Origin of the sequence: Yersinia vastinensis (assembly GCF_902726565.1) — a bacterium.
GTDB lineage: Bacteria > Pseudomonadota > Gammaproteobacteria > Enterobacterales > Enterobacteriaceae > Yersinia > Yersinia vastinensis.
This window is the reverse complement of record NZ_CACVAF010000008.1, coordinates 112,404-138,192: the sequence shown is the minus strand read 5'-3', so window position 1 is coordinate 138,192 and position 25,789 is coordinate 112,404. Positions and strand designations below refer to the sequence as shown.

Below are 25,789 nucleotides of genomic sequence, written 5' to 3'. Positions count from 1 at the left end.
TGTGTAGGGGTCTAGAAAGTTTCCCAATTCTCTTGCAGGTCACTTCCCAGTGTTTTTTTAGCAGTGCCGCTCAGATCCTGTGTCGGCTGCTTGGGTTTCTTGATATTTCTTGTGGTACTACTGTTATCCATACGCAAAACAAATACGGACATGGATTGGGTTAACATACTGGCTTGTTCTTCCAGTGCTGCGGCGGCAGAAGCAGACTCTTCGACTAAAGAAGCATTTTGCTGTGTGACGCGGTCCATTTCGGTAACCGCTTGGCCTACCTGATCGATACCGCGACTTTGTTCATCAGAGGCGGAAGCGATTTCGCCCATGATGTCAGTGACTCGGGTTACCGCATTCACGATATCACCCATGGTTTCACCGGCGCTTTCAACCAGAACAGACCCCATGTCGACACGGCTGACCGAATCTTCGATCAAGCCCTTAATTTCTTTTGCTGCCTGTGCACTGCGTTGCGCCAAATTACGTACTTCCCCCGCAACCACCGCAAAACCACGGCCTTGCTCACCAGCGCGCGCCGCTTCAACGGCAGCATTTAGTGCCAGAATATTGGTTTGGAAAGCAATGCCGTCGATGACACTGGTAATGTCAGCAATTTTTTGTGAGCTACCCGCAATCTCGTGCATGGTTTGCACCACGTTAGCCACAACTTTTCCGCCTTTCTGCGCGGTTTCTGATGCGCTCAATGCCAATTGGCTTGCTTGACGAGCATTTTCAGCATTCTGTTTTACGGTGGCAGTCAACTGTTCCATGCTGGCTGCGGTTTCTTCTAACGACGCCGCCTGCTCTTCAGTTCGAGCTGACAAATCATTATTACCGGCAGCAATTTCTGACGCGCCGCTATAGATGGCATCAGCCCCTAAACGCACATCACTCACCGTGGTAATCAATTCTGATTGCATATGTTTCAGGCTGGCCGCCAAGGTGCCCATCTCGTTGCGGCTATGCACTTCAATGGTTTGGGTCAAATCGCCATTAGCAATATGTTTAATGTGCTCAATCAGATGCTTAAGTGGGTTAATTAAGATGTGTTGCATGCCCAGCCAAACAACAATTATCACTGCTAATACAACAATCAGCACAGTAACAATCACACCCATGGCAAAACTGAAGGACTGATTACTGTCTTCTACGGCAGAAGCATACAAACGGTCATTCTGTGTCAGATAGGTGTTGTAATCATGCTCAAAGGCATTTTGGAAGCTGGAAGTCGGCTGATCAAAGAATTCATTAATTTTGCCCACTTCCATCAACTGGATAAGTTCGGTCAATGCACCAAAGTATTGGTCATAAGTCTGCTTTAATTTTTTAGCTGACTCAGGATCTTGCTGACTATCGAGTGGAATTTGCTCGTAGCTTTTAAAACGCTCTTCAGCGACGCCCAATGTCCCTTTGGCCGAAGCCAGCAGATCATTCACTGTTGGGCCGCTTCCCGTGTGGTTGACATCCATCATGTAGCGGATACCAGCTCGGTTTAGTGTATTACGCGTTTGCAGCAGATTGACCCAACTTTCATTTAAAACCGACTGTTGCTGACGGATAACTTGTAAAACTTCAAAATTTTCTTTGTCATTTTTCAGTGAGTTAAAGAAAAGCCCACCGGAAACCAACTGTAAGGCACCAAATAGCACTAACACCAGCAGCAGGCTGGTGACCACTTTCATACGCTTGAACATGTTATCCCTTCATAAGTACGTCAAAACACCGGTACGCCAAAACATAAGACGTCTAATTAAGAGTGTTATCGGCACTGCAAGGGGGAACTTTACCGGGAAGAGACATTATTTTAACGAGGTGTAGCTGGGTGTTAACACTTCGCCGCAGTTAACAGCAAAATAGATATAAGCTAACGTTCATAAAACTCATTTAGCGCAGCTAACTACTAGTTTAGAAAAGGAAATTATACGGAGGTACTTAAACATTAATTTCCAAGAAAATGTTGATGATAATTTTAATCATTTCTTATACTTAGAGTAAGATATTCCCACAGAATAAAAAGTTAATCCCCGAATAAACATGGGCAAGTTATTTTATTAGCAACCAATTATAACCACTTGATAAATAAAACATTTAACAACCCAGCACTTGTTTCTTAAATAACTGATAAAGTCTATTTTCTTTAATTTTTATTTATTCTAATTACTGTAACCATTTCAAAAAATCATTGCTGTCCCAGATTAGGATGTGACAGTAAATTTTCCATTTAATAATAATTATTGAAGGGGTTTTCATAAATGAACGAGGTATCAGCTCATAATGTTGTGCTGATACCCCGCGTTGAAAACTGAATAACGTATTAACCCTTCACTACCGAGTCAATCAGCGACATCTCTTCACTGCTCAACAGCTTTTCAATATCAACCAGAATCAGCATTCTTTCGCCGAGCGAACCTAACCCTGTCAGGTATTCTGTTGCCAACGTCACGGCAAACTCAGGCGCTGGGCGGATTTGTTCCGTGGTTAGCGACAACACATCAGATACACCATCAACCACAATACCGACAACGCGCTGATCAAAATTCAGCACGATAACTACCGTATTTTCGTTATAACTAACACCTTGTTGGGCAAATTTAACCCGCAGATCAATAATCGGAACAATGACACCGCGTAAGTTAGTCACACCTTTAATAAAAGCCGGGGTGTTAGCAATGCGAGTCACCTGATCATAGCCACGGATCTCTTGTACTTTCAGAATATCAATGCCGTACTCTTCAGCGCCCAGCGTAAAAATCAGGAACTCTTGTCCTACCGTTTCGCCAGCCAGCTTCGTGACGGTTGCTAGTCCTGCCATGTTTTTACCCTTCAATCAATAGGTTGAATTTATGTTTGTTTTTAGAGCCGGGAATACACCTCACAGCCCTATACCTGTTTTATTACGGGTTTCATACAGGGGCTTTTGCTATGCCGCGGCTGTATCATCAGCCGTGACACGCTTTTCCCGGTTTAAGGCCTGCAATGCCGACACATCGACAATTAATGCCACGCTACCATCACCCAAAATGGTGGCCGCTGAAATACCTGGGACCTTTCGGTAGTTGCTTTCCAGATTTTTCACGACCACTTGATGCTGGCCAATCAATTGGTCTACCAACAGTGCATAACGACGACCGGCACTTTGCAGAATGACAACAATGCCTTGAGTGGCTTCAGTTTTCGCATTCTCAACATCAAATACACGGAACAATTCAACCAGCGGCAGATATTCACCACGGACTTGTAGCACACGTTCACCACCGGCCAATGGATGAAGATCTTCAGCCAATGGTTGCAGCGATTCCATTACAGCATTCAATGGCAGAATGAAAACTTCATCACTGACTTTAACGGACATGCCATCAAGAATAGCCAGTGTCAGCGGGAGTAAGATACGAATGGACGTGCCCTTGCCTGCCTGAAAACTGACTTGCACATGGCCGCCCATTTCCTGAATATTCCGCTTAACGACGTCCATCCCAACACCACGGCCTGAAACATCAGTAACCTGTTCGGCAGTCGAAAATCCAGGTGCAAAAATCAACATCCCGACATCTTCATCGCTCATGTGCTCATTAACCGCCATGCCTTGCGATTGTGCTTTCGCCAGAATTTTTTGCCGATTCAGTCCGGCACCGTCATCAAGAACCTCAATACAGATATTCCCGCCCTGATGCTCCGCTGACAGTGTCAGATTCCCCACGGGCTGTTTCCCTGCCGCGATACGCGTTTCAGGATCTTCAATGCCGTGATCCAGACTGTTACGCACCAGATGGGTTAATGGATCGATAATGCGTTCAATCAGGCTTTTATCCAATTCAGTCGAGCTACCCAGTAAAGTCAATTCAACCTGTTTATTCAGCTTGCTGGCTAAATCACGCACGAGTCGAGGGAAGCGGCTAAAGACATACTCCATCGGCATCATACGAATCGACATTACCGATTCTTGCAAATCGCGCGCATTTCGCTCCAACTGACCCATACTATTGAGTAAATCACCATTAATCACCGGATCCAATGTGCTGGAGCGCTGTGCCAACATTGATTGGGTAATGACTAATTCACCCACCAGATTAATCAGTTGGTCTACTTTTTCGACCGCCACACGGATACTGGTTGATTCACTCGCCTTCGCTTTCGGTTTGACATGTTCAGCACTGGCTGGCACTGCGGCAACATCAGCTTTGGGTGCACTTTTAACTTCTGCAACAGCGGCGACAGTCACTTGAGGGTTTGCCACGGCAACGGCTGCTTCAATCTCTGGCTCAGATGCAATCTCATCCTGTACAAAACTGATTTGTTCAGGTTCGAGCACAAAACAGAGTACTGCACTGATGTCATCTTCACTGACAGAAGTTATCAGCGTTGCTTCCAGGCTGTCGGCTGTTTGATGGGGATCTTTCACCTCGCCCAAATTACCCAACTCTTCGAGCATCAAAGGAATTTCTGGTGCTTTCAGACCAGAAAGGTGAATACGCATACCGCCCTGCACCAGAGCCGGAGACTTGCTGCCCGTTTTGGTTTCAATAGCTGGCGTGGCGATAGCATTACTCTGCTCAGCTACCACCGCTTTATTTGTATTACCTTGCTGCTCTAATGCCTCAAGTGCCAGTTGGCGCAATGCATGACAGATATACTCAAAACTTTCCGCATTAGGTTCTTGAGAGGTTTTGTAGGCGTCCAACTGTTCCTGCATAATATCTTTCGTTTCCAAAAACAGGTTGATGATGTCAGTGCTCAAGCGCATCTCGTCGCGGCGAGCACCATCCAACAGGTTTTCCAACAGATGGGTTGTCTCTTGTAATACCGTAAAACCAAATGTCGCCGCACCGCCCTTGATAGAATGTGCAGCTCGGAAAATGGCATTAAGTTGTTCATTGTCTGGTGCCAGCGGATCCAGCAATAACAAGTGCTGCTCCATATCTGCCAGCAATTCATCTGCTTCATCAAAGAACGTCTGATAAAACGCGGTAATATCCATGCTCACGGTGTCACCTCTACTGTGCGTCGCGGCTTGTCGGAGAGACCGGTGCATCACTTGCCGGTGCCGCTGGCAACGATGTCGTTGGTCCGCGGGTAACCGGAGTCGTGTTCTCCGTGCTCGATTGTTGTATTTGTGGTGCTGTTGCTGGCAAAACGGCCGCTTTTACAGGTTCCGTTGCGGCGGCTGCGGGTACGGAGACTGAACTCGTCGTCACCGATTGTTCTGTTGATGCGGCTGCACTCTTCGTTGCTGTAACACCGGGCGATGTCACCGCTGGTGTTGTGCCAGTAGAATCAATCTGCTTCAAGCTCTCCGCTTTTTCGATATCCAGCGCTTTGTTATCTAAATTCTCATGCTCAATGTCGTGTTGAGTCTGTTTGTTCAGCACCAAGATACTGATGCGGCGGTTAACCGGATCATCTGAAGCTTGCTCTTTTAGCCGCATCGTCGAGGCCATTCCAACCACGCGTAATACTTTGCCTTCATCTAAACCACCGGCGAGCAATTCACGTCGCGACGCATTAGCGCGATCTGCTGATAGCTCCCAGTTGCTGTAGCCCCGTTCGCCTGTGGCATACGGCAAGTCATCGGTGTGGCCGGAAAGACTGATTTTGTTTGGGATGTCATTCAAAATAGGGGCGATTGCACGCAAAATATCGCGCATATATGGCTCAACCTGTGCACTCCCCATCTTGAACATTGGCCGATTTTGGCTATCGATAATCTGAATTCTCAGCCCTTCGTCCATCATGTTAATCAGCAAATGTGGCCGTAACGCTCTCAGTCTTGGGTCAGACTCAATAAGCTGATCCAACTTTTCCCGTAACTTATTGAGTCGATACTCTTCTTTCCGACTTTCTTCTGAATCAATGTGCTTACGCACCTCACCCACTTGCTGCGTTGGGTCATCGCCCCCGCCAGGAATTGGGCTGGTACTGGAACTGCTTTTATCACCACTGGTCAGTGCCACTTTCAGCGGTGTACGAAAATATTCTGCAATTTGCGTCAGCTCTTGTGGGCTGGAAACCGAAAGCAACCACATCACCAGGAAGAAGGCCATCATCGCTGTCATAAAGTCAGCGTAAGCGATTTTCCATGACCCGCCATGATGGGCTCCGCCGTGTTTGGCTTTGCGCTTTTTGACCAGAATAACGGGGTGGTTCTGATGCTTCATGCGTCCTCTTCTGTCGCTTGCGGTGCCGGAGCTTTCACTCTGCGCACGTGCTCTTCCAGCTCAATGAACGATGGACGCTCAGTGGTGTAGAGTGTTTTACGACCAAATTCCACTGCAATTTGTGGCGCATATCCATTCAAGCTAGAAAGCAGAGTAACTTTGATGCATTGCATCATTTTGGTCGTTTCTGCACTTTGTTGACGTAACAAAGTTGCCAAAGGCGAGATAAACCCATATGCCAGCAAAATACCTAAGAATGTTCCCACCATTGCATGAGCAATTAGCGCGCCAAGTTCTGCTGCGGGTCGGTCTGCGGAAGCCAGTGCATGGACGACCCCCATAACCGCAGCAACAATGCCGAATGCGGGTAAAGAATCCCCTACCATCATCAAACTGCCGGCTGGCACTTCACATTCCTGCTCGTGAGTTTCAATTTCTTCATCCATCAGCGCTTCAATTTCAAAAGCGTTCATATTCCCGCTGACAATTAACCGTAAATAGTCTGTAATAAATTCTACTAATAGCTTATCGGCCAAAATCCTCGGATAATTAGAGAAAATTTCACTTTCTAATGGACTTTCTATATCACGCTCCAGTGAGAGCATTCCTTGTTGACGAGATTTCGCTAATAAGCGGTAAAGCAGCGCCATTAAGTCCATATATAAAACTTTGTTATATTTAGAGCGGCGCATCAATTTAGGCATGGCCTTCATTGTGGCTTTTATCGCTTTACCATTGTTACCCACAATAAACGCGCCGATACCTGCCCCGCCGATAATTAAAAATTCAGCCGGTTGATATAGTGCGCCCAGGTGACCACCAACAATGATGTAGCCGCCAAAAACCGCACCTAAGACCACGATATAACCCAAAATAACTAACACGCGATATCCTTAGCAAAGTGTGTGGGTGGAAGGTGAGGCGTTAGCACCCTTTGAGTACCCTGATTGCCATTAATGGGTTACAGAAACGGTATCCATACCGCGGCTGTAACCAAAAATGCTGACAACTCAAAGAAACTCAAACTGCGCGTCTAACCTGCTCATCCAGCAGTTGTGAAGTTATATCGGCAGATTGCGGAGAAAGTTTACGTTTTTTTACTGCGCGGGAAGGTGGTTGGCAAAGACTGCAAACAAAGCTGTTTCGCGGCTGGTGCGCATGGGTGATAAAAGTCCCACCGCAGCAGTTGCAACCAGAAAGTTGCAACATACCACTGTCAACGAATCGAACCAATGTCCAGGCACGGGTTAACGCCAGCAATGGCGGTATCCCAGACTGATCTGGACACTGTTCGAGGTAAAGACGATAAGCCTTAATAACGGCCTCAACACCGGTGCATTGCCCGCTTTTTAGCAAGAAGCTATAGGCGTTATAAAACATCGATGAATGGATATTCTGTTCCCAGGTCATGAACCAATCGGTCGAAAACGGTAACATGCCTTTAGGTGGTGGACTGCCTCTCAGCTCTTTGTAGAGCTTAATTAAACGCCCCCGGCTGAGTTGCGTTTCGCTTTCAAGCATCTGCAAGCGTGCACCTAAAGTTATCAACTCCATTGCCAAATGAATGTCTTTGGCTTCCTGGACAATACTTTTCTCAACCATCAGTCATGCTCTTTTCTTAGGCGCACTACCGTCTTTTAACGATAGCTCGTGGAGTAAGTGGCTCGACAATAAAATCCCGGTATGAATTTGCTGCAAGTCATCCACACGAGATTCTTTCGTCAGATGATGAATAGTATTGTGATCGCTAAAACGGAAATGGCAGACTAATTGGTTAGTCTCAGCTAATTTAACCATCTGCGGTAAAGTTAACTGCGATAATGTGTCAGCCATGGTATCGGTAATACCCAGACGAAACATCGCTGAGGCTTTCTCATCGTTAATTAAGCGTTGTGCTAAAAGCAAGTAGGACAAATTAATATCATAAATATGCTTGAGTAATTCAGACGTACTCATTTTATACATCCCGACTGATTATGTTTTAAAACATAAGTTGGATGATAGTACTCCTCACCCAAGACCAGGGATCCTTCCCGTTATACAGTTAATTAGAACCTATAGAACTAAAAGTAATTAAAGCCTACTGGTGTTACATTACAAAAATACCATTTCGGTATGAGATAGCATGTCACTGGTTTGGCAGTTGAACTTTATGCTGCTCTGATATTGCACCTGCGCCATGAAACTTTTCTTACAAAATATTAGGATTAATCCTAAAGAGGCCCAACTCTACTCCCGAATCGTTAGCACATACAATGTGACTAGTGATTCATTTTAAATGTAATGTGACGCGAATCACAAAAATAAAATATAAAGTTGTTCTTTTTTCCGTTTACTGCTCATTTTTTGATCAATTGCATGATCAAAAAATGAGCAGAAGTCAGAAAAGAGCTAAAAAACTAAGGATATAGGCCCAATTCTTAGTGTTTTTAGATCAATTCGAACAAAAGCATTCCTAAAGCAAAATAGCAGTACATAAATCTGTCGTAACTCGAAATTATCAGCATGAAGGTCTAAGATGAAACTTTATTACCCTACAATGCTATAAATAACCTTCCGAAACTATTTTGTTTTAACGAATATTTATGCGCTTGCCAAAAAGTTATTCCTTCGATTATTTATTAACCTATTTGCCTTTTACTGTTAGAAAAATCAACAAGACGTATTAAAAAAGGCAACAGAGGTAACCACATGTTTCACTCCTATGTTCTGTACATATTTATCAGACACTTTTTCAACTTTGCTTCATATCCATATTTTTGCAAGGGCCTTGTGAATCAAATGTAAGTAAAATTAATTAATAATGTTTGAAACAGAAGTTTCACTTCGACCACCTTTACTATTTTTTTGAGTAACCCTCTGCTCTAAAAGCTTTTATTGCCTGCTACTACTAAGTGTGATTAATCTCTCATTTCTTAAAGATACGATCCCCTAACCTTTAAAGTATCACCGTACTTATAGGAGCCTAATGATGGGATACAGGAATGTGCTAGTGGCAGTTGCTCTTTCACCTGATAGCCAACGATTGGTTAATAAAGCCGTATCCATCGTTCGGCCCTATGATGGACGAATTTCATTGATTACGCTGACAACAGAACCTGAAATGTACAGTAGCTATGCCGCACCGATGCTGGGTGATTTACGCTCTGTTTTACAAGAAGAAGCTCAGCTTTTTATGGAAGAACTAGCGGTTAATTCAGATTATCCCATTGAAAAAAGAAGTGTTGTTCATGGGGAATTCGCCGATAGTCTGGCGTATTTTTGCCGTCAACATCATATTGATTTAGTAATATGTGGTAACCACAGTGCTAGCCTGATGAATAAATTCTCCTGTTCTGCTGCCCGGTTAATTAATACCAGCACGGTCGATGTGTTGATTGTCCCCCTTTAATTCATCGCCCTCTTCCTTGTTATATGGCGCCTGTCGGAATAAAACGACTGCGCCTTTCGCACTATTAACTGAAACCAATGTAAAGAGTTCAACTATGATTTTTCAGCACCTACCGTTTTCAATATCCCGATTTATGCCTCACAAGTAAGGGAACCTGATGCCACAAGATAAAATTAATAACCGCCGAATTCTGTTGGCTTCGCGCCCGCATGGCACACCAATCGATAAGAATTTCACACTCGATATTCAGCCCATCCCGCAACCTACCGCAGGCCAAATTTTACTCCGCACTCGCTATCTCTCTCTTGACCCCTATATGCGTGGGCGGATGAGTGATGCGCCATCGTATGCCGCTCCTGTCGAAGTTGGCGATGTGATGGTAGGAGGTGCCGTCTCACGAGTTGAAGCGTCAAAACATCCAGACTTTCAAGTTGGTGATTGGGTTTTGGCCAGTAGCGGCTGGCAGGACTATTCCCTCTCTGATGGTGCGGGCATCCGCAATCTAGGGCCACAACTCGCCCATCCTTCCCGTTTCTTAGGGGTTCTGGGTATGCCAGGTTTTACCGCTTATATGGGGCTACTGGATATTGGTCAACCTAAAACCGGTGAAACATTAGTCGTTGCTGCAGCCAGCGGAGCGGTGGGTTCGGTGGTGGGGCAAATAGGTAAGTTGAAAGGATGCCACGTTATTGGTATTGCTGGGGGTGCTGAGAAATGTCGTTATGTGGTCGAGGAATTGGGCTTCGACGCCTGCCTTGATCACCGTGCAACAGATTTCGCGCAGCAACTGGAAAAAAATTGCGCAAAAGGTATTGATATCTATTATGAAAATGTCGGCGGAGCCGTCTTTGATGCCGTATTGCCATTACTGAATCCACGCGCCCGCATTCCGGTTTGTGGTCTTATTGCCCGTTATAACGACACAGAATTACCTACTGGCCCTGATCGTTTGCCACTGCTACAGAGCATCATTTTGCGCAAACGGATTCGGATGCAAGGATTTATCATTTTTGATGACTATGCCCCACATTTTGATGAATTCCTGCAGCAAATGACACAGTGGGTCGATCAAGGAAAAATCAAATTCAGAGAAGATTTGGTCGATGGGCTAGAGAATGCGCCACAAGCCTTTATTGGCCTACTAGCAGGCAAAAACTTTGGCAAGTTGGTGATTCGCGTCAGTAGCGAATAACCCGCACTAAAAATAAGTTTTATTATCCCGGGGCCAGATGGCCCCGGTTAGTTATATTAAATCGTGAATAAAAACAGTTAGAACCATTTGCCGAAGCGGCGAATATAGAACTGCTTCATCAGTTGCGCCACCACACAGTAGCTGACCAACGTACCCACCAGCCATGGGAAGTATTGCCATGGTAGCGGCTGTAATCCGACTAATGTCCCCAAAGGGGAGAACGGAATATAAATGCCGATGGCCATAATGATTCCGGTGGTCAATAACACAGGCAGTGCTGCCGTACTTTGAATAAATGGAATTTTTTGTGTGCGCAACATATGGACGACTAATGTTTGCGACAGTAAACCCTCGATAAACCAGCCAGACTGGAATAATGCCTGATGTTCGACACTGTTCGCGGCAAAAACAAACCACATCAACGCAAAGGTTGTAATATCAAAAATTGAGGATGTTGGCCCAATCCACAACATAAAGCGCCCGATATTTTTCGCATCCCACTTACGTGGTTTACGTAAAAACTCCTTGTCCATTTTATCCCAGGGCAGAGAGAGCTGGGAGATGTCATACATCAGATTTTGCAGTAATAAATGGATGGCGAGCATAGGTAAGAATGGAATAAATGCACTAGCAACCAATACTGAGAATACATTGCCGAAATTAGAACTGGCCGTCATATTCAAGTATTTTATGATATTCCCAAATGTTTCACGGCCTTTAATGACCCCCTCTTCTAGGACCATTAAATTCTTTTCCAGCAAAATAATATCGGCTGACTCTTTAGCAATATCAGTACCAGTATCAACTGAAATACCCACATCGGCATCACGCAATGCTGGAGCATCATTGATACCATCCCCCAGAAAACCAACAGTATGACCATTGCTTTGCAGCATTTTCAGCACTCGTGATTTTTGCAGGGGCGTCAATTTAGTAAACACGGTACGCAACTCCACTTCACGAGCCAGTGTCTCGTCATCCATGTTTTCAATTGCACGACCGCTCAACGGCTCACCGGGATCTAGCCCAACATCACGACATATTTTGGCCGTAATAATAGGGTTATCACCAGTTAACACTTTGACAGCAACGCCATTTTCCCGCAGTGCCGTAATCGCCGCTTCTGCACTCTCTTTTGGCGGGTCAAGGAAGGTCAACACCCCCTGAACAACCAAATCACGCTCATCCTGAATATTCAGCGGCAACTCACTGGCTTGAGTCCCTAACTCGCGAGTAGCGAGCAAGAGAACGCGAAAACCATCTTCATTATATTGTGTGGCCAGTGCTAATAATGATGTTCGACGCGCCTCATCCAGTGGATAAGTTTCCTCTCCTTCTCGCACATGGGTGCAGATACTGAGCATCTCCTCCACGGCACCTTTACAGATCAATTGTTGATGCTGTTGTTCATCTTTGACCACAATGGATAGACGACGCCGAATGAAATCAAATGGCAACTCATCCACTTTATTAAAGCGACGTAAAGCATCAATTTCGGGTTTACCACGACTAAATTTGATCACTGCCTGATCCATCAAATTACGCATACCACTTTGATGGAAGCTGTTAAGCCAAGCTAGTTGCAATATTTTACTATCATTATTACCGTGAGCATCCAGATGGTGCTCAAGAATGATGCGGTCTTGAGTTAAAGTCCCGGTTTTATCGGTGCACAACACATCCATCGCACCAAAGTTTTGTATTGCATTGAGTCGCTTAACTACCACCTTTCGCCGCGACATTGCTATCGCACCTTTCGCCAGATTAGAACTAACAATCATAGGCAACATTTCAGGCGTCAAACCGACGGCAACGGCAAGCGCAAACAACGCCGCTTCGCTCCAATCCCCTTTAGTAAAGCCGTTAATCAGCAAGACTATGGGCACCATCACCAACATAAAACGAATCAATAACCAACTGACGCTATTAACCCCACGGTCAAAGGCCGTTTGAGCGCGATTACCCACAATCGACTTAGCAAGCGACCCGAAATAAGTCTGCCCACCAGTGGCAACCACCACTGCCATTGCCGTTCCGCTGGCAACGTTAGTTCCCATCAAACAGATGTTAGACAGTTCAAGTAATTCACTTTCACTGCTAGCGTCTGCATCAACTGATTTCGGAGTGACTGCGCCCATTGCATCATACTTCTCTATGGGTATGGCTTCGCCCGTCAGGATTGCCTGACTAATAAAGAGATCTCTGGATTTAATCAGTCGCAGATCAGCCGGAATCATGTCCCCGGCAGATAATAAAATGATATCACCCGGCACAAGCTGCTTAATGGCAATTTCTTGTTTTGCCGGTTGAGCGCTATGGCTATTCCGACGTAACACTGTTGCCGTGGTTCGCACCATCGATTTCAATGCTTCAGCCGCTTTATTGGTGCGGTATTCCTGCCAGAAGCGCAGCAAGCCACTGATCATGACCATCGTCACAATGATGCAAACACCAACGAGATCCGTCTCCTCACCTCTTTGTAGCGGCAACCAATAATCAGTGAAGAAACTGATTATTGCCAAAATCATTAAAACAAAAATAAAAGGGTTATTAAACGCAGCCAATAATTGAATTAATGCTGGAGGTGCTTTCTCATGCGCAACTTGATTAATACCGTATAATTCCAGCCTTTCTTTAGCATCTTCTTCAGTTAACCCATTAAAATTTGCATTTAGCTTGGATAAAGTTTGGTCTAGGCTATTCTTAGCCTCTAATGCAATAGTAAAAGGTTTTTTATTATTGCTCCGACTCGTCGCTGTCTTTTTAAATTTGGTCATAACGCATCTCATTTAATTCTGAATGCACTGATCTTACCCACTCAATAATTGAGAGGTAAATGTGCCGAACTATTATTGCGCTGCCAATATTGTATTTATTTTTATCAGCAGCGGCTGATTGAGTTAACTTCGGGGTGATCGTCCATAACAACTCCTTACTACCACATGGGTTAGCGCTATTTATTATTCAAATATTTATTAAATAACCTAATTTCATACCACTTAAATAAATCAGTAGTTAATATGATTAAACCGGCAATTCCGACGCAATACGCCAATGAACAGAGCTAACGCTACGCTCCAAACTTACGCGGCAAACAATACTTTCAATTTCTTTTTGTTCTGCTGGCGTTGCCATAATTTCAGCGCAGACTTCTAACTGGCCAGGTCTTGCAATATCGGCACTACAAAGTGACTGTAGCCGCAATGCCACACCATTTAGTGCCTGTAAAATCAAGGTACGCACCAAAACTTCATCTTCCGCACCGCAAGTGACTTGAATCCGATATCGAACCGCTAAATCGACAGCTTGTTGCTGAGGTTGCATATTAATCCGCTGCGCGGCTTCACGGAGCAATATATTGGCACATAGAATAACAGCGGTTGCAGCAACGGCATTCCAATACAGCCCTAGCCCACAAAGCACACCGATTCCCGCTGAACACCACAACGTTGCCGCAGTGTTCAGCCCCCTAATATTCATGCCTTCACGCATAATAACGCCAGCCCCAAGGAAACCGATCCCGGAGACCACTTGAGCAGCAATTCGCCCAGGGCTATCTGGAGATGTCGCATAAGAGCTGAGAATAAATACCGCAGCTCCAGTTGCGACTAATGCATTGGTCCGTAAACCAGCCATTCGTTGACGCCATTGTCTTTCAGCACCAATTAGTGCGCCCAGACACATCGCCAGTAATAAATTTACGACAAAAGGAGTTAATGCCATGATTCTCTCCATGAATTAATCATTGGTAGAATAATCATGTGCTATTTAGCACACAGGAAATTGTGCTGATATATTCCAAACGGAATATCAGCAATAACCAGTGTTAGTGCCTGGAGGAAAGAGTGCGTGGTTATTAAATACCATAATAAAAACCCGAATTAATACCCTCGACGAAAATCATCGAGTTAAATCATTATTGGGTATGCACAGCTCAGAGAAATACAGAGAGGGTGCTGCCCGCCATTTTTCGGCAAGCAACAAATCGGTTGGAAGATGAGTTAGCTTGCCTTGCTTATTTGACTACTACTTTGCGTATCCATTAGTTTCTCCACCGAAATTTTTCAAGATTATAGTTGTGGGTGATAGCTATGTAAAGGTTATATTTCTAAACAAAACCTAAACCAATTCCCGTCAGTTAAATAATAAGAATAATATTAAGAATATTGTTTTTTTTAATTTTACTATATCGCCATATTTCATATTCATCAGAGTCAGGCGAATAGCTATGCCAGTTACTACACTGTAAACGTCACGCCGTCACTGGAGTTTTTCATGACTGCACCACTCACACGCCCCAATAACGTTATCAAGCATACCTTGGCATTGTAGGCTATCAGCCTCATCGCTAGGAAAAGCAACAGCACTGTGGCAACAATAATCTCATTCCCCTACCTGCACCATAGCATGCAGAGCTAGGGAAAATCCTGTATCAAGTCATTGACACAATTACAGAAATACAATGAACCCTTTAGTTCAAATTGCGATCCCGATCTCATTAATAACCCTAACTATTTCAGGCCCGTTGCCGATAGGTTCTTAAAGGACTGTGAAGATTATTTCAAATATAGGGGTGGATTAACTTTAAGTAGCGATGCCTACATCCGAAGTCACTGATGTTGCCATCCGTCAGTTAGCGGCACGGTAGCACCCAGTCAGGATATAGCAGGCAAGGACCTTTCCTCGAGCGACTATAGAAACGGAACTAACAATGAAACGTGGAAGTACGCATAAGCCATCGGATATAAAAATAACGCCAGAACATAATAAAGATACGAAAGTATCGTTTGTGAATAATATGCGTCTGGTCACTTTGTTTATCGCCATTTTGGCGGGAATACTGCTTTTATTTGCCGCAGCAATTGGTACATCGAGCTACTTTTTAAAACAAAGTAACCAGTCGCTAGAAGAAGCGACGCAAGAACTGGACATCCGTCTGGGCCTATCTAACAGCTCAAACCACCTGCGTACTGCACGCCTTATTTTGATTCAAGCTGCATCCGCGGCACGTATCGGTGATAGCCAAGGTTACCAACAGGGCCTAAAAAACGCAGAAAGTCTTATTGCTCAATCACAGCAGATGTTTAACCTCTACTATAATCGCCCGATTAAATCGGAGACCGACACAGCCTTAGATGCACCGCTGAAAAAAGCTTATGAAGAGTATCGCGACGATGGGATGAAACTCATGCTGGACGCGACTAAAGAGGGACATTTTGAAGAGGTAATTTCGCTAGAGGCGGAAAAACTCAATCAGCTAGATGACGCATATAATGAGCCACTGCTGAAAGCGGTTAAATATCGTACAGACCGCGCCAATCAAATTAATTTATCCGCGCAACAGGAAGCTCGACTTGGCTATATTCTGATGGGAGGAGCCTTTATTCTCGCGTTGCTGCTAACCGTCATTGCTTTCTTAGTCATCAGCAAAGTCATTATTAAACCTATTAACTGGCTAGTAGAGAGAATTCAACGCATTGCTCAAGGAGATTTGACACAGGATTCAGTCTCATTCGGGCGTAATGAAATTGGTGTATTGGGTAACAATATTCAGCAGATGCAAGATTCACTTTCCTCCACGGTCGAAGCCGTTCGCAGCAGTGCTGAATCCATCTATCAAGGTTCCAGTGAAATTGCATTGGGCAATACTGACCTCTCAGCACGAACCGAGCAGCAAGCGGCCTCACTTGAGCAGACTGCGGCCAGCATGGAGCAACTAACTGCCACCGTGAAACAGAATGCGGAAAATGCACACCATGCCAGCCAGCTGGCAGCTAACGCATCAGGTAAAGCGGCTCAAGGCGGTGATATCGTCAATGACGTCGTCAGCACGATGGACAAAATATCCCTCAGCTCGATGAAAATTGCTGAAATTACAAATGTCATTAATAGCATTGCCTTCCAAACCAATATTCTGGCATTAAATGCGGCGGTTGAAGCTGCTCGCGCAGGTGAACAAGGACGCGGATTTGCAGTGGTCGCCAGTGAAGTACGCAATCTGGCGCAGCGCAGTGCCGATGCAGCTAAAGAGATAGAATCACTCATTGAGGCGTCAGTTGATCTCATTGGTGATGGTTCAATTCTGGTATCTGACGCAGGCAAGACCATGAAAGAGATTGTGACGGCCGTCACCCATGTGACAGATATTATGGGCGAGATTGCATCAGCTTCTGATGAACAAAGTCGGGGTATCAGTCAGGTTGCACAAGCCGTATCCGAGATGGACAATGTTACACAGCAGAATGCCTCTTTAGTGCAAGAAGCATCGGCTGCGGCTGCCTCCCTTGAACAACAAGCTGAAGTATTAACCCAAGCTGTTGCGGTATTCCATCTGAAGGGGCGTAGTTCCTCAACGGCGCTTAAAACACCTGCGCCTACGTCAACTGGCCAGCATAAAACCAGTGATAACAAAAAATCAGGCGATGATGCACTGAACTGGGAAACTTTCTAAGTTATGACCGACTGAAATCCAGTCGAAACATAATGAGCAAAGTGACATAAAAAAACCGGAGACTAGGTTATTCACCTTCCTCCGGTTTTTTATTACCGTTTAATAAACGCTCAATAGAGCGTGGGGTTGGTAACCCTACTTATGAAGTGGCTCAACAAAGGTGCCATCATGGCTGTCGATTTCGTTAAAGAACCACACGCCTGCAGGATAATCTTCCAGCGAAACCAAATACATGACGCCTTCGCTAAACTGTTCCACTTCTAGAACAACCCCTTCACGTCGTGGGCCGCCATCGGTTTTTACCGTCACCCGATCATTCACTTTCATGATATTACCTTCGATTAAATCAATGCTGCTAGTGTAGTACAGAATCAGGTGAGAATGATAAGGTTTACGCGCACCCAGTGGTATGCTTTTGTCGAATATATTAAAGGGAAATTTACGGACAGAGAGGACGTTGAGTAAAACAAGAATAAGTACAAAGAAAGAGTTAAGCGGAGATAAATTTTATTTACATCAGAAAGTAAAAAACCCGCCTTAGCGGGTTTTTTTATAATCAGCCAAAGGCCAATTAGATTGCAGTTACGTTTGCTGCAGACGGACCTTTAGCACCGTTCTCGATAGAGAACTGTACGTTCTGGCCTTCAGCCAGGGTCTTGAAGCCTTGATCTTGGATAGCAGAGAAGTGAACGAACACGTCTTTGCTGCCATCAGCTGGAGTGATGAAACCGAAGCCTTTAGACTCGTTGAACCACTTTACTTGACCTTTCATCATGTTAGACATGTGTATTTCCTTTATTAAAAAATTTTGCCACCATGGGCGTGTTATAGCCGGTTATCAGTCGTTACTTATGGAGGCACTATGAAGGAAATTCGTCAGTGAAGAGCTATCAACGATAACGCTTTAAATATGAACCACTTTACTCAAGATGTCGTGCATAAATAGGTCTGTACCACAGGCCGAGACGCATTAACTCATGACCGGCTTTTAATAGCAACTCTTTTTAGCAAGCAAACGGAAGATTCTTGTTCACGTGCCTAAAATAAAACCAAAAAAGCGATTTATTATACTCTTGAGCCTCTATTTTAGGCAGAATAATAACCATGATTATTATTAAATCGTACCAATACGGCCGTGCTTTCAGTCTCAACAGTGCAAAAATATCTTCAACGGCCTATTTTCATCATGTTTGTGGGTAGTCACTAAAAGTTTATCCATTGAATTTGCTATAATTAGTAGCTATCCATACCTAAGAGGAATACATGAAACACAAGTCTGCTACTTTAGATGATGTCGCGCGCCAGGCCGGTGTTTCATATCAAACTGTATCTCGGGTTTTAAACCACGCCCCCCATGTTTCGCCTAAAACCCGTAATAAAGTTGAACTGGCCATGGTCCAGTTAAGCTACGTTCCTAATCGCGTTGCACAACAATTAGCAGGTAAACATAGCCGGACACTGGGGCTGGCCACCACAGATCTCTCTTTACATGCCCCTTCACAAATAGCCGCCGCGATTAAAAGAAAAGCCCGAGAGTTAGAATACAACGTCGTAATTGCCATGGTTGATGACCACAGTGAGGATGCTTGTAAACAAGCTATAAATGAGCTGTTAGCTCAACGAGTTGAAGGCATTTTGGTTAATGTTTCTCTAAAGCCCAAACGTAGCCAAAAAATTGCCGAGCAATGTGCAAATACACCTGTGCTTTTTCTCGATGTAGACCCACAATCCACCGCGTTTAGTGTCTTGTTTGATCCCAAAGAAGGGGCAATTCAGGGAGCGGAATACCTGATTGCATTAGGCCACCAGCACATCGCTTTGATCTGCGGCCCGAAAGACGCTATTTCTTCCCAACTACGCTATCAGGGGTGGCAACAGGCGCTCAATACTGCGTCATTAGCACCGCAGGCGGTCTACCATGGTGAATGGAGTGCGCGCAGTGGTTATCAGGAAACACAAAAACTGATTTCTAGCCATATTCCTTTTAGCGCCATTTTAGTGGCTAACGACCAAATGGCTCTGGGTGTACTGCGAGCATTGCATGAACATCATATCGAAGTGCCAAGTCAGGTTTCTGTCATTGGATACGATGACACCGCAGACAGTGCCTATTTTCAGCCCCCCCTGACCACTATCAGACAGAACTTCAAGCGATTAGGTGAAGAAAGTGTTTCCCGCCTAGTGGTTAGACTGCACCATACAATTACCCCGCCCTCTGAATCTTTGTTATTGGCCACCGAGCTGACAATACGCCAAACAACTGCCCCATTTAATCCCAAAATCCGTAAAAGTGAATAAATGCGATCACTCTCGACTATTTAACTCACCACTATTTACTTTACTTTCTGCTGAACTCATCTTGATGGCATCAAATTGTGAGCGCATAACATTTTTCCCTATCGCTAACTAAAATAAGAAAATACCCACAGAATATGAGGCAGATATCATGACGTCACCGCAAAAGGTTCAACATCAGCCTAGACCTACCCTTTCGCAGATTTTATCCCGTAGGGATTGGGAGAATCCGCAGGTGACGCAGTACCATCGCCTTGAAGCTCACCCACCATTCCACAGTTGGCGTGATATCAATTCAGCCCAAAATGACGAGTCTTCACCGCAGAAATTGCTACTTAATGGGCAATGGTCATTTAGCTATTTTACCCAACCCGAGGCAGTGCCAGATTGTTGGGTCGAACAGGACTTACCGGGGGTAGCATCGCTACCTGTTCCAGCTAACTGGCAACTTCATGGTTATGACACGCCGATTTACACTAACGTGCAATATCCCATTCCTGTCGAGCCACCACACGTCCCGCAGGAGAACCCAACAGGCTGTTATTCTTATGATTTTACGGTTGAGGCCGACTGGCTATTATCAGGTCAAACCCGCATCATTTTTGATGGCGTGAATTCTGCATTCTATTTGTGGTGCAATGGCCACTGGGTTGGGTATTCGCAAGACAGCCGCCTGCCCGCAGAATTCGATCTCACACCTTACTTAACAGTGGGCAAGAACCGTATTGCTGTTCTAGTGCTACGTTGGAGTGATGGTAGCTATTTGGAAGACCAGGATATGTGGCGTATGAGTGGGATTTTCCGTGATGTTAGCCTGCTGCATAAACCAGATATTCATTTGCGGGATATTCACATTACGACCAATTTATCCCCTGAATTTAGTTCTGCCACTTTAGAGGTGATGGCCGCGATTAATATCCCATCCCTTGAAATTAATAATCCGCAAGTCACCGGAGCTTATCAAGTCCGTGTACAACTTTGGCTGGCTGAGACCTTGGTCACGAGCTTACAGCAACCCCTTGGTACATCGGCAATTGATGAACGAGGCCCTTATACTGATCGTACCCACTTGAAGCTTCGAGTTGAACACCCGTCCTTATGGAGTGCAGAGCAACCCACGCTGTATCGTGCAGTCGTTTCTCTACTGAATCATCAACAAGAACTGATTGAGGCGGAGGCTTATGACGTCGGCTTCCGGCAAGTGACTATTCATCAAGGCCAACTCAAGATAAATGGTAAAGCCGTGCTGATTCGTGGGGTCAATCGCCATGAACATCACCCGCAAACAGGCCAAGCTATAGATGAAAAAAGTATGCTAACAGACATCATTCTGATGAAGCAGCATAACTTTAACGCCGTGCGCTGTTCACATTACCCTAATCATCCATTGTGGTATCGCCTGTGTGACCGTTATGGATTGTATGTTGTTGACGAAGCCAATATTGAAACACATGGTATGCAGCCCATGGGGCGTCTCGCTGATGATCCACAGTGGTTTTCTGCTTTTAGTGAGCGTGTTACCCGGATGGTTCAGCGTGATCGTAACCATCCTTGCATCATTATTTGGTCACTCGGCAACGAATCAGGTCACGGCGCCACCCATGATGCCTTGTATCGTTGGATAAAAACTAACGATCCCACACGCCCAGTTCAGTACGAAGGAGGAGGAGCAAATACTCTGGCAACGGATATTGTTTGCCCAATGTATGCGCGTGTGGATGAAGACCAACCGTTCCCGGCTGTACCGAAATGGTCAATTAAGAAATGGGTTGGCTTACCGAATGAATCTCGTCCATTGATTCTGTGTGAATATGCCCATGCCATGGGTAATAGTTTTGGTGGATTCGCCCGCTATTGGCAGGCATTCCGACAATACCCTCGACTACAAGGGGGCTTTGTTTGGGATTGGGTAGACCAAAGTCTCACTCGTCACGATGAAAATGGGCAGCCCTATTGGGCTTATGGTGGTGACTTTGGTGATACTCCAAATGATCGCCAATTCTGCATGAATGGGCTTGTTTTCCCTGATCGAACCCCTCATCCAAGTCTGTATGAAGCACAATGCGCCCAGCAGTTTTTCCAGTTCAAGCTGCTTAGTACCGAACCCTTGGTGATTAGTGTCGCCAGTGAGTATTTGTTTCGAAAAAGTGACAACGAACATCTCTATTGGCGTATTGAGTCAGAGGGTAAATTAGTGCTGGAAGGGGATTTCCCATTAGAAATACAGCCTGAAAGCACACAACAATACACACTGGCAGCACAATTACCGGCTGTCGATGAAGGCCATACATGGTTGAATGCTGAAGTCAGACAAGTGCAAAAGACGCCTTGGTCGCCAAACAATCATCGCTGTGCCTGGCATCAGTGGCGTTTACCACAGACGATATCTTTCCCTCCTGCTTGTACAGCAAAAGTCTTCACGCCAAATCATCTCCAGTTACACCAGGATGTACATCATATTTGGGTAATACATCAGCATCAGCGTTGGCAGTTCAGTCGCCAAACCGGCCTATTAGAACAGTGGTGGGTCGGGGAAAAGATGATGTTATTGACCCCATTACGTGATCAATTTGTTCGTGCACCGCTGGATAATGATATTGGCGTCAGTGAGGCTACTCGTATTGATCCCAACGCTTGGGTTGAACGCTGGAAAAAAGCCGGTATGTATCAACTAGAGCAGCATTGTTTATCACTACAGGCTGATACCTTAGCTCACTCAATACAAATTAGTGCTGAGTATGGCTACACGTTTGCCAACGAGCAGGTATTGTATTCACATTGGCTATACCGTTTTGATCAGCAAGGCCAAATGACCATTGATGTCCGAGTTCAAGTGGCTACATCACTGCCCTTACCAGCAAGAATTGGTATGTGTTGTCAATTATCAGATATCGCAGAAAATGTTAGCTGGTTAGGGCTAGGGCCACATGAAAACTATCCTGACCGCCAGCTTTCCGCGCAATATGGCCGATGGTCGCAACCACTCGAACAAATGCACACCCCCTATATATTCCCAAGCGAAAATGGCTTACGTTGCTATACCCGCCGTCTAGAATACGGGAATTGGCAATTAACAGGTCAGTTCCATTTTGGAATTAGCCGTTACAGCATGCAGCAGCTGATGAATACCAGCCATCAGCACTTACTCAAACCAGAACTAGGCACTTGGTTGAATATTGATGGTTTCCATATGGGGGTTGGTGGCGATGATTCATGGAGTCCCAGTGTGCATATTGATGATTTGCTAACCGATGAAATTTATCAATATCAAGTTAGTTGGAAATACAACACTCAGTAGAAAATAACCCAATAAGGTCAATGACATCCGGGCTTGTAAATAACATGCTCGGATAGTCATAATTCTATAAATTAAATAACAAAACTCAAGCTTGTTATTAATTTCATATAATAAATAAATTATTTAATAATATTTGTAAAAATCAATTAACGGCATAATCACCAAACCTACAAACACTATTTATAGTGTTCATAGTTATATGAACCACCATGTAAATCGTCATTACAGTGCAATAACAAACCCCCAAAGACTTTAACTTAAAAAACAATCATCATAAGTAACAATAAAATAGACAAACATAAAATAAAAAAAATTAATACCAATCATACTTATAACAAAAAGTTAGATACAAACGTAAAGTTATGTATTTCCGCTATTATCATGATTGACATGATGAAGTTTTTTTACAAAATAATATCGCGTGCAATATTTAGTTATTAATTCACCTAAAATTAAACTACCAGCTGAATTTTAGGTGCAGTGGATTTTATTAATAGTGACCACATGCTTACTTTATATTCTTTTTAATTCTGGAGTCTATAAACGTGTACTCACGCAAATATAAATCTAAAACTTTTAGAGCATCAATCTTACCTATCCTCATTAGCAATATAATGTGGTCTGGGTGCAGTATTGCCGGGAACTATAATTTACTTTATACCTCGACAAAAATCGATCCAAAATTATTTAATCTATCTGATGTGATTTATAATGATGGCAACTATAACGCCAACGTCACTATCGATAACCCTAATCAGCCTCTCGTAGTTTACTTCGCAAAATCGGAAAGTGATGGTAAAAGTTATAATATAGGGGACTATTCCATCAATATACATGGTAATAACATATCCAATCCTAATTATTATAATGCTTTCTATGGTCTCACGACCAAAAAAAACAATAGCATTTCATTAAACAACTTTAGTTATATAAATAGTCTGACTATTAGCAATGGCCATAATAATAGCACTGCACTGTTAGCCTCTGACGGTTCAAATATCACAATTAACGGTAAAATTTACATCGATTCCCTGGTGGAAATGGATACCAATGGAACAGGTACAGCAACCGCGGCAAACAATGGTCTATATGCAGAAGGCGATGGTACAATTATTACTGCTAATAACGGTGATGTTTATATAAATACCTACACTAAAAATTTCTTGGAGGTATTAGAACATAATAATACTTACCCTGATGGTGGGGCTAAAAGTGATGCAATTAGCGCTAAGTATGGGGGCCAAGTAATCGTTAACCAAACGGGTCAACATAAACTCAACGTGATGGGCAATATGGATCTTGGCGATAATATCACTAACGGTGGGGGTAGTATTACTGCTGTATTCAATGGTACGGGCTCTTATTGGCATGGGCATGAAGTGAACTTCTATGATACGACATCTAACTCGTGGGTCGGAGCATTGGATGTAACTTTAATGAATAAAGCCCATTGGATCCCCGATGAATTAAATGCCGAGATCAGTGCACTAAATCTACAAAAAGACGGTGTGGTTAACTTACATGGCTTTAATTTACATACGAATAAAAGCCAGAATGAGGGTATCAAGATTTATGACTTGAAAGGGCAGGATGGTATTTTCCTTATTGATGTAAATACCAGCAAAACGGATGAACAGTTTAAGAATGGTAGCGACTTTATTGAGGTTGTCAGCAGCAGCACCGGTGGCTCTCACTATATTGAAGCACTGAATATCAACAAACTTGCAGATTTAAGTGAAGATATTTGGATAGCCGATGCTGCCAATAATGTATCTTTTAAGCCTTATGAGCAGGTCGATATCACTAACGAATATGTTTATGATTATAAACCTATAATTCGTTCGGACATTAAAGATGGTGACCCTACAAGCCAATATGGCACCAACTGGTATATTACAGGCGTTGATAAGCAATTGAGTGCACCTAGCGAAGTTGTGATGGCAAATGCCGGGGTTAACTATGCTACAGCGACGGCTCGCCTTGAAATTGATAGCCTCAATAAACGACTCGGTGAATTAAGAAGTGACCAGCAAGAAAATGGACTTTGGCTGCGTTATAAAGGTGGCGAGATGGAAAATAAACATGGAAGTTACTTTAAGAACCAGTATCACTTCTATCAGTTAGGTTATGACAATAAAGATGAATATGAGAATGGAGTCTGGACCAAAGGTATTGCTGCTCATTATCTGAATGGTAAGTCAGAATTTAATTACGGTTCAGGTGATAATAAAAGCTACGGCGGGGCTATTTACGGCTCGTGGAACCGTTTAGAGAAACAAGACTATATCGACTTGGTCTTGAAATATAGTCACCTGAAAAACCACATTGACTACCAAAATACTCTGGGTACAGGTGGGTACGGTGATGGAAGTAACTGGTCTTGGAGTGCAAGTGCTGAATATGGTCGTGAATTCTCACTAGATAACGGAAATTTCATCGAACCTCAAGGTCAGTTGGTTTATACCTACCTGAATAAAACTAACTACACCACCAGCAGTGGGCTAGAAGTCAATCAGGATAATATTAATAGTGTTATTGGTCGTGCCGGGGTTCGTATCGGTCATCGGTTTGAGGACAATAGTAACAGTGATATTTATCTGAAAGCTGATTTACTGCATGAGTTTGCCGGCAATCGCAGCGTTACCGTTAAGGGTAAAGATGCTGTGCTGGTCACCAAACAAGATGGGGACGATAGCTGGATGACTTACGGCATTGGTACCAATATCCAGTTAACAAAAGATAATAACTCCCGTTTCTACCTTGATGTGGAAAAATCCTCTGGGGGAGATATCAACACTAACTGGCAAATCAATGCCGGAATGCGCTGGGAGTGGTAAAACCTTTGCTGTTTAAACCGGGCAACTAAGCCCGGTTTTTTTCTGCGCCAACAATACCTTCAAATACTTACAATTTCGTTATCATATAAGCACATTCTCGCCATGAACTATTTCTATTACGAGACTAATATAGTGACTAATCATTAGTATAACATCTGACTAAGTCCCTTCATGTTACAAAA

At 44.1% G+C, this 25,789-nt stretch carries 17 protein-coding genes; 6 read left to right on the top strand and 11 right to left on the bottom strand.

Going from position 1 to position 25,789, the window contains the following annotated elements:
* Positions 1–11 precede the first annotated feature (11 nt).
* From HUZ92_RS13620 to flhD, 7 genes are all read right to left on the bottom strand, one after another.
* Complete coding sequence (locus HUZ92_RS13620) at positions 12–1,685, bottom strand: methyl-accepting chemotaxis protein (protein ID WP_145579736.1); 1,674 nt, start codon at positions 1,683–1,685, stop codon at positions 12–14.
* A gap of 620 nt (positions 1,686–2,305) precedes the next feature.
* Positions 2,306–2,803, bottom strand: a complete 498-nt coding sequence (gene cheW / locus HUZ92_RS13615; RefSeq protein WP_050098372.1) for a chemotaxis protein CheW — start codon at positions 2,801–2,803, stop codon at positions 2,306–2,308.
* Positions 2,804–2,911: 108 nt separating this feature from the next.
* On the bottom strand, positions 2,912–4,966 hold the full coding sequence (gene cheA / locus HUZ92_RS13610) for a chemotaxis protein CheA (RefSeq protein WP_050098373.1): 2,055 nt from the start codon (positions 4,964–4,966) through the stop codon (positions 2,912–2,914).
* Positions 4,967–4,982: 16 nt separating this feature from the next.
* A complete protein-coding gene (gene motB, locus HUZ92_RS13605; RefSeq protein WP_050098374.1) occupies positions 4,983–6,143 on the bottom strand; it encodes a flagellar motor protein MotB in 1,161 nt (386 codons plus the stop codon).
* On the bottom strand, positions 6,140–7,027 hold the full coding sequence (gene motA, locus HUZ92_RS13600) for a flagellar motor stator protein MotA (RefSeq protein WP_050098375.1): 888 nt from the start codon (positions 7,025–7,027) through the stop codon (positions 6,140–6,142). The genes motB and motA overlap by 4 nt, the downstream gene beginning before the upstream one ends.
* 136 nt (positions 7,028–7,163) lie before the next feature.
* Complete coding sequence (flhC, locus tag HUZ92_RS13595) at positions 7,164–7,745, bottom strand: flagellar transcriptional regulator FlhC (protein ID WP_005164496.1); 582 nt, start codon at positions 7,743–7,745, stop codon at positions 7,164–7,166.
* A 3-nt stretch (positions 7,746–7,748) separates the two neighbouring features.
* Positions 7,749–8,099 carry a flagellar transcriptional regulator FlhD gene (flhD, locus tag HUZ92_RS13590; protein WP_050098376.1) on the bottom strand — a complete coding sequence of 117 codons (351 nt, stop codon included), beginning with the start codon at positions 8,097–8,099 and terminating at the stop codon, positions 7,749–7,751.
* Between the two features lie 1,015 nt (positions 8,100–9,114).
* Here flhD and uspC point away from each other — a divergent pair.
* Both uspC and HUZ92_RS13580 read left to right on the top strand, forming a co-directional pair.
* On the top strand, positions 9,115–9,534 hold the full coding sequence (uspC, locus tag HUZ92_RS13585) for a universal stress protein UspC (RefSeq protein ID WP_050098377.1): 420 nt from the start codon (positions 9,115–9,117) through the stop codon (positions 9,532–9,534).
* A 157-nt stretch (positions 9,535–9,691) separates the two neighbouring features.
* Positions 9,692–10,726, top strand: coding sequence for an NADP-dependent oxidoreductase (locus HUZ92_RS13580; RefSeq protein WP_050140801.1), 1,035 nt, complete (start codon positions 9,692–9,694; stop codon positions 10,724–10,726).
* Between the two features lie 77 nt (positions 10,727–10,803).
* Here HUZ92_RS13580 and mgtA read toward each other — a convergent pair whose 3' ends face one another.
* Both mgtA and HUZ92_RS13570 read right to left on the bottom strand, forming a co-directional pair.
* Positions 10,804–13,503 (bottom strand): magnesium-translocating P-type ATPase, encoded by a 2,700-nt coding sequence (gene mgtA / locus HUZ92_RS13575; protein ID WP_145579735.1) that lies wholly within the window; start codon positions 13,501–13,503, stop codon positions 10,804–10,806.
* 247 nt (positions 13,504–13,750) lie between these two features.
* The gene (locus HUZ92_RS13570; protein ID WP_050098380.1) at positions 13,751–14,449 is read right to left on the bottom strand and encodes an MgtC family protein; all 699 of its coding nucleotides are present in this window, start codon (positions 14,447–14,449) and stop codon (positions 13,751–13,753) included.
* 988 nt (positions 14,450–15,437) lie between these two features.
* Here HUZ92_RS13570 and HUZ92_RS13565 point away from each other — a divergent pair.
* Entirely contained in the window at positions 15,438–17,177 is a 1,740-nt protein-coding gene (locus HUZ92_RS13565) for a methyl-accepting chemotaxis protein (RefSeq protein WP_050098381.1), read from the top strand.
* A gap of 135 nt (positions 17,178–17,312) precedes the next feature.
* Here HUZ92_RS13565 and dsrB read toward each other — a convergent pair whose 3' ends face one another.
* The gene (dsrB, locus tag HUZ92_RS13560) at positions 17,313–17,504 is read right to left on the bottom strand and encodes a protein DsrB (RefSeq protein ID WP_004701013.1); all 192 of its coding nucleotides are present in this window, start codon (positions 17,502–17,504) and stop codon (positions 17,313–17,315) included.
* A 244-nt stretch (positions 17,505–17,748) separates the two neighbouring features.
* Complete coding sequence (gene cspE / locus HUZ92_RS13555; RefSeq protein WP_002210893.1) at positions 17,749–17,961, bottom strand: transcription antiterminator/RNA stability regulator CspE; 213 nt, start codon at positions 17,959–17,961, stop codon at positions 17,749–17,751.
* A 479-nt stretch (positions 17,962–18,440) separates the two neighbouring features.
* On the opposite strand from cspE, the gene HUZ92_RS13550 reads away from it, so the two are divergent.
* The 3 genes from HUZ92_RS13550 (at position 18,441) to HUZ92_RS13540 (ending at position 25,607) form a co-directional block, all read left to right on the top strand.
* Positions 18,441–19,475, top strand: coding sequence for a LacI family DNA-binding transcriptional regulator (locus HUZ92_RS13550; protein WP_050098382.1), 1,035 nt, complete (start codon positions 18,441–18,443; stop codon positions 19,473–19,475).
* Positions 19,476–19,623: 148 nt separating this feature from the next.
* The gene (locus tag HUZ92_RS13545; RefSeq protein WP_145579734.1) at positions 19,624–22,770 is read left to right on the top strand and encodes a beta-galactosidase; all 3,147 of its coding nucleotides are present in this window, start codon (positions 19,624–19,626) and stop codon (positions 22,768–22,770) included.
* A gap of 545 nt (positions 22,771–23,315) precedes the next feature.
* Positions 23,316–25,607, top strand: coding sequence for an autotransporter family protein (locus tag HUZ92_RS13540; protein WP_145579733.1), 2,292 nt, complete (start codon positions 23,316–23,318; stop codon positions 25,605–25,607).
* Positions 25,608–25,789: the final 182 nt, after the last annotated feature.

Coding starts and splice junctions, on each gene's coding strand:
- HUZ92_RS13620 (WP_145579736.1), bottom strand. CDS start 1,685: ATGTTCAAGCGTATGAAAGTGGTCACCAGCCTGCTGCTGGTGTTAGTG.
- cheW (WP_050098372.1), bottom strand. CDS start 2,803: ATGGCAGGACTAGCAACCGTCACGAAGCTGGCTGGCGAAACGGTAGGA.
- cheA (WP_050098373.1), bottom strand. CDS start 4,966: ATGGATATTACCGCGTTTTATCAGACGTTCTTTGATGAAGCAGATGAA.
- motB (WP_050098374.1), bottom strand. CDS start 6,143: ATGAAGCATCAGAACCACCCCGTTATTCTGGTCAAAAAGCGCAAAGCC.
- flhC (WP_005164496.1), bottom strand. CDS start 7,745: ATGGTTGAGAAAAGTATTGTCCAGGAAGCCAAAGACATTCATTTGGCA.
- flhD (WP_050098376.1), bottom strand. CDS start 8,099: ATGAGTACGTCTGAATTACTCAAGCATATTTATGATATTAATTTGTCC.
- uspC (WP_050098377.1), top strand. CDS start 9,115: ATGGGATACAGGAATGTGCTAGTGGCAGTTGCTCTTTCACCTGATAGC.
- HUZ92_RS13580 (WP_050140801.1), top strand. CDS start 9,692: ATGCCACAAGATAAAATTAATAACCGCCGAATTCTGTTGGCTTCGCGC.
- mgtA (WP_145579735.1), bottom strand. CDS start 13,503: ATGACCAAATTTAAAAAGACAGCGACGAGTCGGAGCAATAATAAAAAA.
- HUZ92_RS13570 (WP_050098380.1), bottom strand. CDS start 14,449: ATGGCATTAACTCCTTTTGTCGTAAATTTATTACTGGCGATGTGTCTG.
- HUZ92_RS13565 (WP_050098381.1), top strand. CDS start 15,438: ATGAAACGTGGAAGTACGCATAAGCCATCGGATATAAAAATAACGCCA.
- dsrB (WP_004701013.1), bottom strand. CDS start 17,504: ATGAAAGTGAATGATCGGGTGACGGTAAAAACCGATGGCGGCCCACGA.
- cspE (WP_002210893.1), bottom strand. CDS start 17,961: ATGTCTAACATGATGAAAGGTCAAGTAAAGTGGTTCAACGAGTCTAAA.
- HUZ92_RS13550 (WP_050098382.1), top strand. CDS start 18,441: ATGAAACACAAGTCTGCTACTTTAGATGATGTCGCGCGCCAGGCCGGT.
- HUZ92_RS13545 (WP_145579734.1), top strand. CDS start 19,624: ATGACGTCACCGCAAAAGGTTCAACATCAGCCTAGACCTACCCTTTCG.